The following is a 12,140-nucleotide window of genomic DNA, read 5'->3' as shown; positions in this document are numbered from 1 at the left end:
ACCTGGTCGTGGCGGCGGCCCGTCCCCACCGGGCCTTCGCCGCCGCCCAGGCGCCCGGGACGGCCGCCCGGGCGTTCACCCTCACCGAGTTCGGGGCGCTGGCCGCCGCCGTGCCGGCCGAGGCGGTCGCCGGCCACGCCGACCCCGTACGGAGGGCGGCCGCGCTCGTCGCGGAGGCGGCGGCCCTGCGCGGGCTCGTCCACGTGCCCGGGTGGGACCTGGACGACCCGTACGGCCGGCCGCCGCGGGCCCACCGGGCGACGCTGCGGCGCGTTCAGGAGGCCCTGGCCGCGCCGCTCGCCCTGCTGGCTCACGGGGTCACGTGCCCACCAGCGTCGCCCGCTGCCGGTCGTCCAGATCCGCGCCGTACCCGGTGGCGGGATCGTATCCGGCCCTGGTCGCCCTGGACGGAACGCAGTTCAGGACCGTCCCGACCAGACGGGCGTTGACGGACGCGAGCAACTGGGCGGCCCTGGCGACGTTCTCCCGCCGGGTTCTGCCGTACCGGGCGACGAACAGGACCCCGTCGCAGGTGGCGGCCAGCGCGGTCGCGTCGGTGACGGGCAGCAGCGGCGGAGTGTCGATGATCACTATGTCGTGGACGGCGGTGAGGCGCTCCATCAGCGTCCGCATGGTCCGGGAGCCGAGCAGCTCGCTGGGGTTCGAGGGGAGCCGGCCGCTGGGCAGCACCGACAGGCCGGGGCGTCCCCACTGCTGGGTGGCCTCCTCCAGGGCGGCCGCGCCGATCAGCACGTCGGTCAGCCCGGTCGAGCCCTCGATGCCCAGGTAGGCGTGGACGCTGGGACGGCGCAGGTCGGCGTCCACGAGCAGCACCCGCCAGCCTGCCTGGGCGAGCGTGATCGCGAGATTGGCCGCGACCGAGGTCTTGCCCTCGCCCGGCAGGCAGCTCGTGACCAGCAGCGAGCGGGGCTGCCGGTCCACCCCGATGAACTGCAGGCTCGTCCGCAGCCCGCGGAACGCCTCGGCACGCGTGGAGGGCAGGCCCCGGCGCACTATCAGCGGCTGCCGCGCCGCGTCCCGCTCGAAGCCGATGATCCCGAGCGTGGGGCCGTGCGACAGCTCCTGCAGCGCCTCCCTGGTCTTCACGGTCGTGTCGAGCAGGTCGCGCAGGACGGCCAAGGCAGCGCTGAGCAGCAGCGCGATCACCATGGCGAGGCCGAGGTTGAGCAGGGGCCGCGGGGAGACCGGCCGGTCCGGGACGTCGGCCGGGTCGATCACGGTGACGGAGGTGGTCGCCGGGCTGCGCGGGTCCGGCCGCTCGATCTGGTCGACCAGCCGGGCGAACCGGCTCGCGAGCGTGTTGGCCAGCCGGGCGGCCCTGCCGGGGTCGCGGTCGGTGACCGTGGCCTGAAGGATCACCGTGTCGGGCACGGCCTCGGCGGTGACGTTGTCGCGCAGGTTCCGCAGCCCGTCGCCGGTCGCCATCGTCCCGAGGACCTTCCGGCTGGTCAGCAGGGCGGCGTACGACTTCACCCGCTGCTGCGAGAGCAGGACGGCCTGGTAGGCCGTCGCGGTGCTGGGGTCGGCGTCGTGCGCGGACACCAGCATGGCGACCGTGGCCGCGTAGGTGGGGGGCGTGCGGGCGGTGACGACCGACGCGGCGCCGACCGCAAGGGCGAGCATGAAGGGAACCAGCTTCCAGTTCCTCCGGACGAGTCTGATGCAGTAGAGCAGGTCCACGGGGTCAGGGCCGCCTTTCGCGGATTCGCGCCGGGCGGGGCCGTCCCCCCGGCGTACGGACGGGCGCCGCCAGCGCCAGGACGACGGAGAGCGCGGCCGCGGCGGCCGCGGCGGCGAGCGCCGGGAGCGCCGGGATCCGGGCGAGGGCCGCCAGCAGTTCCACCGCCCCTGAGGCGGCCGCCGCGGCCGCCAGCGCGAGCGCGGTGAGCCGGGTGCTCAGCCCCAGGCCCCGCAGCCGGTGGGAGACGTGGTCCAGTCCGCCGCTGAGGAGCGGCCGGCCCTCCCGCCGCCTGGCCAGCAGGACGACGCAGGTGTCCACGGTCGCGACGAGGGTCGGCAGCAGCAGCCCCCCGGCGGCGCCGGCGGGCCCCCATCCCGCGCACAGCAGGGCCGCCGACCCGGCGAGCAGGAAGCCGATGAACAGTGACCCGGCGTCGCCCATGAAGATCTTCGCCGGCGCCCAGTTGCGCGGCAGGAAGCCCAGCGCGGCGCAGCCGAGCGCCGACAGCAGCAGTCCGGTGCCCGGCCGCCCGGTGGCGAACGCGGTGGCGGCGAGGAACCCGGCGCCGGCCGCGGCGGTGGCCCCGAGCGCGCCGTCCATGTTGTCGAGCAGGTTGAAGGAGTTGGTGATCAGGACCATCCACACCACGGTCAGCGGCCTGCGCGCGTAGGCCAGGGCGTACGCCTCGGCGGCCGGCTTGGCGGCGCCGTGCGGGCTCGCCGGCCGGGCCGGCAGGTCCTCGTGCTTGCAGGGCTCGTCGTGGTCGCCGTACACGGAGGACGACGAGGCGAGGACGAGGTGCGGCCGGGTGGGCCGGCAGGCCTCCAGCACGCTCAGCGTGCCCGTCGCGTTCACGGTGTGGGAGCCGAGCGGGTCGCGCACCGAGCGCGGCACCGAGGGCCGCGCCGCGAGGTGGACGACGCAGGCGGCCTCGGGCACCAGCGCCACCAGCAGGTCGTCGTCGAGGACGCTGCCCTTGACGAGGTCCACCGGGACGCCGTCGAGGTTGGCCTCGTTGCCGGGGCTCAGGTCGTCGGGCACCGTGACGTGCTCGATCTCGGGCCGGGCGGTCAGCGCCCGGCACAGGTTCGCGCCGATGAAGCCGGCGCCGCCGGTCACGAGGACTCTCATCGCGTCGCCGGCTCGCCGCTCGGCACGGCCCCCAGGGAACGGTGAAGGTCCAGGTAGAGGGCCTCGGTGTCGGCGACCAGCCGGTCCACTCCGTACGCCGAGGTCGTCCACCGCCGCCCGGCCTCACCCATTCGCCGGGCCAGCGCGGGGTCGGTCAGCAGGCGGACCGTGTGCGCGGCCAGCTCGGCGGGGTCGGTCGCGGCCAGCAGGCCGGTCTCGCCGTCCCGCACGACCTCCGCGACGCTGCCCACCCGGGTGGACACCACGGGCCTGCCCGCCATGCCGGCCTCGGCCAGCGTGAGCGGCGTCCCCTCGTTGTCGGAGGTCAGCAGCACCACGTCGGCCGCGGCGTAGACGGTCTCCACGTCCTGCCGCCAGCCGAGCAGCCGGACGGAGCCGCCGAGGCGGGCCGTCCGCCGTTCCAGGTCCTCGCGCAGGTCGCCACCACCGCAGACCACGAAGCGGCACTCCGGGAGGCGCCGCAGCACCAGCTCCGCCGTCGCCGCGAGCCGGTCCGGGCGCTTCACGCCGGTGAGCCGCCCGACGTACGCGACGACCGGGACGCCGGGCGGAAGCCCGAGGTCGCGCCGCGCCGCGGCCGGGTCGGGGCACGGACGCGCCGGCACCCCCGGCGGGATCACCGTGTACTGCTCAGGCCGGCCGATCCCCTCGCGCAGCAGGTCGTCGCGGACGGCCGTGCCGACCGTCACCAGCCGGTGGGACAGGGCCGCGAGCCGCCGCTCCGTCCGCACGTAGACCGCCCGCTTCGCCCCCGTGAAGTACCCGTGGAGCAGGTGCCCGTGGAAGACGTGGGCCCGCGCGCACCGCACGCCCGAGACGCGGGCCGCGATCCGGCCGAGGACGCCGGCCTTCGTCGTACGGGTGTACACGACGTGCGGCCGGAACTCCCGTACGGCGGCGACCAGTGAGACCAGGGCCCGCAGGTCGTCGGACGGGCGGACCGACCGCGAAAGCCCGGGGACGTCGTGGACGGCGAGCGTCGCGTCCCGCAGCCGGAGGGAGTCGCACTCGCCCTCGCCGACCCCGCCCGTGTAGAGCCGGTGGTCGAACCGGTCGCGGTCGAGGCCCTCATACAGCCCCATCACCTGGGTGGCGGGGCCGCCGACGTTCAGGCGGGCGATGACCTCCATCACGCGGACGCGCGAGCCGTCGTCCGCCGGCGCGGGCTGGAATCGTTGCACGCCGCGAAGCTAACCCGGCTCCCGGAGCGCCCCCGGCGAGCCGTGAGGAGGCCGGGGAAATATTTCCGAACCGCCTACCACTCCGTGATCGTCCACGCCGGAGCGCGTCCCGGAAACGGCGCGGGCCGGGAACGGGTCCGCGATATCCCCGTGGATACGGCGTATATCTGGCTCGGCCGGCACGACGCCGGCGGATTCGAATGGCGCCGTTCACGGACTGGACCGGAAAGAGGGATTCATGGCGGGCGGGGTATCCGTGGTCTTCATCGGCGGCACCGGGCGCAGCGGGAGCACGCTGATGTCGCGGATACTCGGCGCGGTCCCCGGGTTCTGCGCCGTCGGCGAGTTGTGCCGCATCTGGGACCACGGCGTGCGGCGCGACGAGAAGTGCGCCTGTGGAGTTCCTTTCCACGAATGTGACTTCTGGCGGCGTATGGGGGACACCGCTTTCGGGGGATGGGACAGGGTCGACCTCGGGAGCGTCCTCGGCACGCAGCGGCGCCTCGTCCGGACCCGCTACCTGCCGGCCCTCGCGGCGCCCGCGCCGGTGCCCGGGTTCGGGCCGAGGCTCCGCGCGTACGCGGGGTCATGGGCCTGCTCTACGGCGCGATCCGCACGGTGAGCGGCTGCGACGTCGTCGTCGACTCCTCGAAGGTGCCGGCGGCGGCGTACCTGGCCCGCCGGGTTCCCGGCGTCGACCTGCGGCTCGTCCACCTCGTGCGGGCCAGCCAGGGGGTGTGCCACTCCCTGGCCAAGCGCCTGCCCAACCCCGACTACGGCGACCGGCTCATGCCGCGGCAGGGGCCGCTGCGCAGCGCCGTCGAATGGTGCGGCTACAACCTCGCGCTGGAGGCCTTCGCCGGCCTCGGCGTGCCCGCCACGCGCGTCCGGTACGAGGACTTCGCGGCCCGGCCGCGCAGGCACCTGGAGCGGATCCTCGCCCTCCTGCGGTACGGCTACCCGCTCGCGGGCGGCCGCCCGGCTGGTCCGTTTCGCGCCGACCCTCCCGGCTCCCCCGGAAACGTGAGCGGCACGGCGCGCATCTTCTTCACTTCGTGGCGACGAAATCGCAGATGGGGGCGGGAATGAGCGGCAACGTAATCGTGCTCGATGACGACGCGGAAACCGGCCGGCGACTCAAATATTATTCACGCGCCGCCGACGTCAATTACTGGACCGAGCTGTGGAAAGCCCGGGAATGGTCGTACGGGCGCCAGTTGAAAGGGCATCTGCCGCACCATCTCCGGCGGACGTTCGGAAAATTCGTCCGCCCCGGCGCCCGGGTTCTGGAGGCGGGCTGCGGAATGGGCCATTTCACGGTCGCGGCGCACGCGCGGGGCTACCGCGCCGAGGGCCCGGACTGGTCGGCGGAGACCGTCGGACGGCTCAACGCCCGGTTCCCCGCGATCGCCTGGCACGTGGGCGACGTGCGGGCGCTGGAATTCGAGGACGGCGCCTTCGACGCGGTGTACTCGCCCGGCGTGTGCGAGCACTTCGAGGAGGGGCCGGCGGCCATACTTGAGGAGACCCGCCGGGTCCCGCGGCCCGGGGGAGTCGCGATCGTCGTCACCCCGTGCTTCAACCGGTGGATGCGCTCGCGGCCGCACCTGTTCGCCGGCGAGCCGTCCGGGGACTTCTACCAGTTCGCCTTCAGCCCCGAGGGCATGAGCCGGCTCCTGGGCCGCCTCGGCTTCGACGTCCGCCGGGTGCTGCTCTACGACACCGTGGACACGCTGATCAAGTTCGCCGGGTGGCGGGTGCCGCCGTGGGCCGTCAAGCCGCTCGCGGTCATGGACTACCTGCCCGTGCTGCGCGACTGGGGGCGCTGCTGCGTCTGGGTGGCCCGGCGGACCCGGTAGGGCCGCGACACGATCGTCACCTACCGTGACGCGTGGCTACATTCCGCTATCGTCCAGTTGTATTCAGGAAATGCCGGGCATTTCACCCGGAAGGGGTTTCGGGCGTGACGGCTGAGCCGCGATCCGCGCTGGTCTACGTGGTACCACATCTTTCCGAAGACGAATCCGAGCATTTCGCTCACATTCCGGCCCTGCTGGCCGCGCTCGGGCGGACCGTCGACGTCGCCGCCGTCGTCGAGCGGGGCACGCCCCCCGCCCGGTTGGAGGGCGTCCGCCTGCTGCTGCGCGTCGGCGGCGCCGGGAGGCTCGGCCGCGTCCTCGGCACGGTCCGCGCCGTCCGCCGCTGCTCGGCCGCCGGGTACGACACCTACTTCCTGCGGTACTCCCGGCTGTTCCTGTCGGTGCTCATCCTCACCCGGCCCCTGTATGGGCATCGCGTGCTGCTGTGGCGCAGCGGCATGAGCGAGGTCGTGCAGCCCGAGCGCCGGCGCTCGCCGGGCCACCGCCTCGACTCCGCGCTCAACTGGGCGCTGCTGCGCTTCGTGGACCGGTTCGTGACCGGCCCGGAGTCGATGGTGACGTACATGTCCCGGCAGTGGGGCGTGCCACCGCGGAAGATGGCCCTGCTCTACAACGACGTGGACGCCGACCGCTTCGCGCCGCTCCCGGCCGGCGAACGGAGCAAGGTCAGGGCGGACCTCGGCTGGCCCGAGGACGAGTTCGTCGTCCTGTTCGTCCACCGCCTGTCGTACCGCAAGGGCGCCCGGCTGCTCGGCCCGCTGCTGGCCGGCCTGCTGCCCCGGGTGGGCCGGCCCGTACGGCTCGTCGTCGTGGGCGACGGCCCCGACCGGCCCGAGGTCGAGCGCGCCTCCCGCGACGCCGCACTCGGCGGGCGGATGCGCCTGCTGGGCGCGGTGCCCAACCCTGACCTGCCCCGGCTGTACGCGGCGGCCGACTGCCTGCTCATGCCGAGCCTGGAGGAGGGCTTCCCCCGCGTGCTGCTGGAGGCGATGGCCTGCGCGCTGCCGGTGGTCGCGACGGACGCCGGCGGTTCGGCCGACGTCGTGGGCCCCGGTTACCCGTACGTGGCGAGGGCGGGCGACGTGCCGGCGCTGATCCGCCACCTGGAGTCGGTGATCGGGCTGCCGGACGACGAGCGCGACGGGCTCGGCGCGGCACTGCGCGCCCGGGCGGTCGCCGAGTACACGCCGCGGCGCGTGGCCGGCATGCTCAGGGACCTGCTGTGATCCCGGTGTCCGTGGCGGTCGTCGGCTCAAACCCGGTCGCGCCCGACGACCCGAACATCGAGATGGGCCGGGGGCTCGCCGAACGGCTGGGCGGACGGTACGACCTCGTCGTCCCGGCCGGCCCGGCCGATGCCGGCCTGGTCGACCTGCACCCGGTGCGGCTGCACCGGGTCGCGGCGCGCGGACGCCTCGGCTACCTCCTGGCGGCCCGGCGGACGCTCGACCGGATCGCGCCGGCCAAGCGGCAGGTCCTCATGTCGAGCAACCCCCTCGCGGCCCTCGTCGTCGAGGGCTCGGCGCTCCGGGCGACCGTGCCCCACATCTTCCACGTCCAGGGTGAGATCGTCCGGCCCGGCCCCGAGTACGGCGGGCCGCTCAAGCGTCTCGCGCTCGGCGCGGTGACCCGGATGGCCGTACGGCGCGCCTCGGGCGTCCGGGTCGTGAGCGATGGCCTCCGCGCGGCCGTCGCGCCGTGGGCAGGGGGCTCGTCGCGGTCGTGGGCAGCCGGGTCGACACCCGCCTGTTCCGGCCGCGGGAGGGCGGCGCCCCCGCCCTGGACGCCGTCATGGTCGGCGGGCTGGCGGACGTGAAGAACCACGCGACCGTGCTGCGGGCCTGGCCGCGGGTCCTGCGGGAGCTGCCGGACGCGCGGCTGGCCATCGCCGGGGAGGGCGCGGGCCGCCCCCGGCTGGAGGCCCTGGTCGCCTCCCTGGGCCTCGGCCGCCACGTCGACCTGCTGGGCCGCGTCCCGCACGCCCGCGTGGCCGGCCTGCTCGCCTCGGCCCGGTGCCTCCTCCAGCCGTCGTGGTCGGAGGGGCACCCCCGGGCCGTGCTGGAGGGCATGGCCTCCGGGCTGCCCGTGGTCTGCACCGACATCCCGGCGCATCGCGAGATCGTCACTCCGGAGACCGGCCGCCTGGTGCCGCCCCACGACGCCCGCCTGTGGGCCGGGGCCGTGGTGGCCACCCTGAGCGACCCGGCCCGGGCGGCCGAGATGGGCGCCCGGGGGAGGGCCGTCGCGGTGGCCCGGCACGACCTGGGGACGGGGCTCGACCGGTACGCCGGCTTCATCAGAGCCGTCGCCGAACGGCACCAGAGAACGGGAGCGCCATGAGGATCCTGCGCGTGAGCTACCGGGTGCCGCCGGAGCCCGGCGGCAAGGAACGGCACGTCGAGTGCCTCACCCGCGAGCAGCTCGGCCGCGGGCACGAGGTCACGCTCGCGTTCCGCAAGGGGACGGCGGTGCCCGCCGGCGCGGACGCGCTCGCGCTGCGCCCGACGCCGCTGTCGCCGCTGCTCGCCGTGAAGTCGGACGTGCTCGCGTTCGCGGCCGAGGTGTCCCGCACGCTGCGCCGGCTCCGCCGCCCCGACCTCGTCCACCTGCACGGCGACCACGTGGAGGCGGCCGTCCTCGGGCCGGCGTGCCGGCGGCTCGGGATCCCGCTGGTCCTCACGGTCCACGCGGCGCTCTCACGGCGGCACACCCGGTTCGCCCGGCGCTCGCTGCGCGGCCTCCACGGCTACATCGCGATCGGCTCGGGAACGGCCCGCGACCTGGTCAGGCTGGGCTCCGACCCGACCCGGATCAGAGTGGCGTCGAGCGGCCTCGACCTGCGCGAGCTCGACCGGCACGCCGGACCGCCGGAGCGGGAGCGCGGCCTCGTGGTCGCCGACCGCGCGGCCTACCGCACGTTCCGCTCGGGGTCGACGTCCGCGCTGGCCGCCGCGCTCGCCGCCGTCCTCGACGACGAGGAGGCCCGGCGGCGGATGAGCGACCTCGGCCGGCGCGCGGCCGCCGATCTCGGCTGGCCCGCGGTGGCCGACGGGGTTGAGGAGACCTACCGGCGGGCGCTCCAGGCGGCCGGGAGCCGGCGATGACCGGGCCACGCGTCTGCGAGGTCGTCAAGACCCTCGACGTCGGCGGCGTCGAGACGCTCCTCGTCGAGCGGCTCCGCCGCACGCCCGGGGCGGACGCCTCCTACACGGTGGTGTGCCTGCGCGCCTCGACCGACCAGCTCGCCGACCGGCTGCTCGACGCCGGGATCCAGGTGGTGAACGTGCAGTCCGGCTCGCGGGCGCTCGTCTACGCCCGGCTGGTCCGCGCCGTCCGCCGCCTCGCCCCCGACGTCGTCAACCTGCACTCCCCGCTGCCGGCCATCGTCCTGCGCCCCGCCGTTCGGCTGTCGCGCCGGCGGCCGGCGCTGGTGTCGACCGTGCACTACGCGCACCGCCCGACCACGCGGCCGCTCGACCGGGTCGCCACGGCGGCCGTCGCGCTGCTCGACCGGCTGACCCGCCGGTTCGACGACCGCACGGTCGCCGTGTCGTCGCTGGTGGCCGAGGCCCCCTCGGTACGGGGGGCGCGCCGCCTGCTGACCCGCGTGCACGGCGTGGACGTCGAGGTCCAGCGGTTCTGGGCGGCGCGGGCCGCGGCCGTACGGCAGGAGTTCGGCGTGCCGAGAGGCGCGCTGCTCGTGGCCTGCGTGGCGAACTTCCGCCCGCAGAAGAACCACCGCATGCTGGTGCAGGCCGCCGCGCAGGTGCTCGCCGAGCGGCGGGACGCGCTGTTCCTCCTCGCGGGCGACGGGCCGCTGCTGGAGGAGACGGCGCGGGACGTGCTCCGCCGGGGGCTGGCGGACCGCGTCCGGGTGGTCGGGCCCGTCCCCGACGCCCGCCGGCTCGTCGCCGCTGCCGACCTGCTCGTGCTCGCCTCCCACTACGAGGGGCTGCCCGTGGTGGTGATGGAGGCGCTGGCGGCGGGGGTGCCCGTGGTCTCTACCGACGTGGGCGGGGTGTCGGAGCTGGTCGTCTCCGGGCGCAACGGCTTCCTCACCGAGCCGGGGTCGGCGGCCGCGCTGGCCGCGGGCATCGTGTGCGCGGCCGAGCCGGCCGTCCACCGGCGGCTGCGCGCGGGGGCCCTGGCCACCTCCCGTGACGTCGACCTGGAGGGCACGGCCGAGTGGTTCGACGACCTGTACCGGGACCTGCACGTGGAGCGGCGCGGTGCGGGGACGCGGCGGCCGCGGGAGGGCCTGCTCGCGGACTGACGGCCGGGCTGCCGGTGGGGCTTCGAAGGTGACGGCGGGGGCCGGCGGACCGGGGGGGAGCCCTCGCGCCGGTCTCCGGGATCTGCGAACGGGGGAAGGCAGTGATCGGTGTGTCTCAGGCGGGGCGGGTCGTGGTGACGGGGGTGTGGTCCTCGTGGGGACCGGGCTTCGGCGACTACCTCCACTCCAACGTGCTGGCCACCCAGCGGCTGCTCGAGGCCTGCGCCGCAGCGGGCGTGCCCCGGTTGTGCTCGCCTCGTCGTCCAGCGTCTACGGCGGCAGCGACGGGACGCCGTCCCGCGAGAGCGACCTCCCGTGCCCGCGCTCGCCGTACGGGGTGACGAAGCTGGCGGCCGAGCGGCTGGCCCTGGCGTACGCGAGCCGGCCCGACGCCGTGACGGAGGTCGTCGCGCTGCGCTACTTCACCGTCTACGGCCCCCGGCAGCGTTCCGACATGGCGATCGGCCGCGTGCTGCGCGCGGCGCTCACCGGCCGCCCCCTCCGCCTGTACGGCGACGGCCTCCAGCGCCGCGACTTCACCTACGTCGGCGACGCGGTGGCCGCGACGATCGCCGCCGCGTCGGCGCCGGCGCGGGCCGAGGCGGTCAACGTCGGCGGCGGGACGAGCGTGTCCACGCTCGACATGCTGAGGCGGGGCGCGGAGATCACCGGCAGGGACGTCCCGGTCGTGCGGGAGGCGGCGCAGCCGGGCGACGTGGAGGCCACGGACGCCGACCTGACCAAGGCGCGCGACCTGCTCGGCTACCAGCCCGCCGTACCGCTGACCGAGGGCATGGAGCGCCAGTGGCGGTGGCTGCTGGCGCGGGACGCGGTGGAAGGCGCTGTGGGGGGCGCTGTGACGGCCGGCCTGCCCGAGCCCGCCGCGGTCCTCGCCGGCGTCCCCCTCACGGCCGGACCGGAGGGACAGGAGCCCGAGGCGCCGCTCGCGGCGTCCCTCGGGGTGGCGGCCGGATGACGGGCCGTCCCGGTGGAGGCACGCCGACGTGACCGCTCTGCTGGACCGCGTCGGCTCCTGGGTGCGCCCCTCCGCCCGGCGGCAGGTGCGGGACTTCGTCGTGCTGGGTGCGGCAGGCCAGGTGGAGGCGGCCATGTCGCTCGTCGCCACCGTCGTCCTCGTCCGCCACACGGGCGCGGAGGCGTCCGGGCAGGTGTTCCTCGCGCAGTCGCTGGCCGCCCTGTGGTTCCTGGTCTGGGACCCGCGGCTGGGGGACGCCGCACAGCGCTTCGTGCCGGTCGGCCAGGCGGCCGGCCCGGGGCGGGGGGCGTGGCTGTTCGCCCGGCTGCTCGCGGTCGACGCGGTCGTGGGGATGTCCGCCGCGGCCGTGGGGGCGGCGCTGGTGGCGGTCGCCCACGCGCTCGGCGCGATCGCGGCCGGCCACGCGCACCTGCTGCTGCTGGCCCTGGCCGGGCAGGCGGCGACCGCGTCGAGAGGCACGTCGGCGGCCGGTTACGCCATCGCCGGGCGGCTGCGGCGGCTAGGGGCGCTGCGCATGGTCCACGCCGTCGCCGCGCTGGGGGCCGGCCTCACCGGGCTGCTTTTGTACGGCCCTTGCGGCTACCTGGCCGCGGCGGCTCTGGCCGGCGCCGCCCTCACGATCACGCTGGCCGTCCCGGCCCGCAGGGCCGTCGCCGCCACCCTGGGTCCGGTCCCCTCCGGCACGGTGACCGCCCCGCCCGGCCTCCTGCGCTTCGCGGTCACCACCTCGCTGGCCTCCTCCGTGGCGCTGGCGTCCGACAACGGCGTGCTGGCCGCCGCCGGACTGCTGGGCGGCCCGGCGCTGACGGCGTACCTCAAGATCGCCAGTGCCCCCGCCCGCCTGTTCCTCGGCATGGTGAGCACGGTCACCGCGCAGCTGTACCCGCGCTTCGCGGCGGCCGCGGTGCGCGGGGACGGCGCGGCGGTGCGCGCGGACGCGCTGCGCGCGACGGCG

The 12,140-nt window shown here is 75.8% G+C and carries 13 protein-coding genes; 9 read left to right on the top strand and 4 right to left on the bottom strand.

The genetic code is table 11. The features are described 5' to 3' along the window. The 4 genes from MPTA5024_RS42525 to MPTA5024_RS23405 form a co-directional block, all read right to left on the bottom strand. A partial coding sequence (locus MPTA5024_RS42525; RefSeq protein WP_036328013.1) for a hypothetical protein occupies positions 1–314 on the bottom strand: 314 nt, incomplete at its 3' end. 4 nt (positions 315–318) lie between these two features. Then, positions 319–1,701 carry a polysaccharide biosynthesis tyrosine autokinase gene (locus MPTA5024_RS23415; protein ID WP_036328010.1) on the bottom strand — a complete coding sequence of 461 codons (1,383 nt, stop codon included), beginning with the start codon at positions 1,699–1,701 and terminating at the stop codon, positions 319–321. A 4-nt stretch (positions 1,702–1,705) separates the two neighbouring features. Beyond that, a complete protein-coding gene (locus MPTA5024_RS39925) occupies positions 1,706–2,833 on the bottom strand; it encodes an NAD-dependent epimerase/dehydratase family protein (protein ID WP_084369933.1) in 1,128 nt (375 codons plus the stop codon). Beyond that, on the bottom strand, positions 2,830–4,035 hold the full coding sequence (locus MPTA5024_RS23405) for a glycosyltransferase (RefSeq protein WP_232326608.1): 1,206 nt from the start codon (positions 4,033–4,035) through the stop codon (positions 2,830–2,832). The genes MPTA5024_RS39925 and MPTA5024_RS23405 overlap by 4 nt, the downstream gene beginning before the upstream one ends. Positions 4,036–4,623: 588 nt before the next feature. Here MPTA5024_RS23405 and MPTA5024_RS42520 point away from each other — a divergent pair. The 9 genes from MPTA5024_RS42520 to MPTA5024_RS23355 form a co-directional block, all read left to right on the top strand. Next, positions 4,624–5,124, top strand: coding sequence for a hypothetical protein (locus tag MPTA5024_RS42520; RefSeq protein ID WP_051458559.1), 501 nt, complete (start codon positions 4,624–4,626; stop codon positions 5,122–5,124). Continuing rightward, entirely contained in the window at positions 5,121–5,894 is a 774-nt protein-coding gene (locus MPTA5024_RS39920) for a class I SAM-dependent methyltransferase (RefSeq protein WP_198167338.1), read from the top strand. Before MPTA5024_RS42520 ends, MPTA5024_RS39920 begins: the two co-directional genes overlap by 4 nt. Before the next feature lie 104 nt (positions 5,895–5,998). Continuing rightward, on the top strand, positions 5,999–7,141 hold the full coding sequence (locus tag MPTA5024_RS23385; RefSeq protein WP_051458557.1) for a glycosyltransferase family 4 protein: 1,143 nt from the start codon (positions 5,999–6,001) through the stop codon (positions 7,139–7,141). Continuing rightward, complete coding sequence (locus MPTA5024_RS41195; protein WP_036328007.1) at positions 7,138–7,731, top strand: glycosyltransferase; 594 nt, start codon at positions 7,138–7,140, stop codon at positions 7,729–7,731. Before MPTA5024_RS23385 ends, MPTA5024_RS41195 begins: the two co-directional genes overlap by 4 nt. Then, positions 7,614–8,255 carry a glycosyltransferase gene (locus MPTA5024_RS23375; protein WP_198167337.1) on the top strand — a complete coding sequence of 214 codons (642 nt, stop codon included), beginning with the start codon at positions 7,614–7,616 and terminating at the stop codon, positions 8,253–8,255. The genes MPTA5024_RS41195 and MPTA5024_RS23375 overlap by 118 nt, the downstream gene beginning before the upstream one ends. Further along, complete coding sequence (locus MPTA5024_RS23370; RefSeq protein WP_036328004.1) at positions 8,252–9,019, top strand: glycosyltransferase family 4 protein; 768 nt, start codon at positions 8,252–8,254, stop codon at positions 9,017–9,019. Before MPTA5024_RS23375 ends, MPTA5024_RS23370 begins: the two co-directional genes overlap by 4 nt. Next, positions 9,016–10,188 carry a glycosyltransferase gene (locus tag MPTA5024_RS23365; protein WP_036328001.1) on the top strand — a complete coding sequence of 391 codons (1,173 nt, stop codon included), beginning with the start codon at positions 9,016–9,018 and terminating at the stop codon, positions 10,186–10,188. The genes MPTA5024_RS23370 and MPTA5024_RS23365 overlap by 4 nt, the downstream gene beginning before the upstream one ends. Then, positions 10,073–11,164: an NAD-dependent epimerase/dehydratase family protein gene (locus MPTA5024_RS23360; RefSeq protein WP_332310632.1), complete on the top strand. Its 1,092-nt coding sequence runs from the start codon at positions 10,073–10,075 to the stop codon at positions 11,162–11,164. Before MPTA5024_RS23365 ends, MPTA5024_RS23360 begins: the two co-directional genes overlap by 116 nt. A gap of 28 nt (positions 11,165–11,192) precedes the next feature. After that, the coding region (locus MPTA5024_RS23355; RefSeq protein WP_198167336.1) for a hypothetical protein at positions 11,193–12,140 on the top strand (948 nt) is incomplete at its 3' end.

It is taken from the genome of Microbispora sp. ATCC PTA-5024 (assembly GCF_000511135.2).
Taxonomy (GTDB): domain Bacteria; phylum Actinomycetota; class Actinomycetes; order Streptosporangiales; family Streptosporangiaceae; genus Microbispora; species Microbispora corallina.
Note: the sequence above shows the minus strand (reverse complement) of the source record. Positions and strands in the feature narration are given on the sequence as shown.

Coding starts and splice junctions, on each gene's coding strand:
- MPTA5024_RS39925 (WP_084369933.1), bottom strand. CDS start 2,833: ATGAGAGTCCTCGTGACCGGCGGCGCCGGCTTCATCGGCGCGAACCTG.
- MPTA5024_RS42520 (WP_051458559.1), top strand. CDS start 4,624: ATGGGCCTGCTCTACGGCGCGATCCGCACGGTGAGCGGCTGCGACGTC.
- MPTA5024_RS39920 (WP_198167338.1), top strand. CDS start 5,121: ATGAGCGGCAACGTAATCGTGCTCGATGACGACGCGGAAACCGGCCGG.
- MPTA5024_RS23370 (WP_036328004.1), top strand. CDS start 8,252: ATGAGGATCCTGCGCGTGAGCTACCGGGTGCCGCCGGAGCCCGGCGGC.
- MPTA5024_RS23365 (WP_036328001.1), top strand. CDS start 9,016: ATGACCGGGCCACGCGTCTGCGAGGTCGTCAAGACCCTCGACGTCGGC.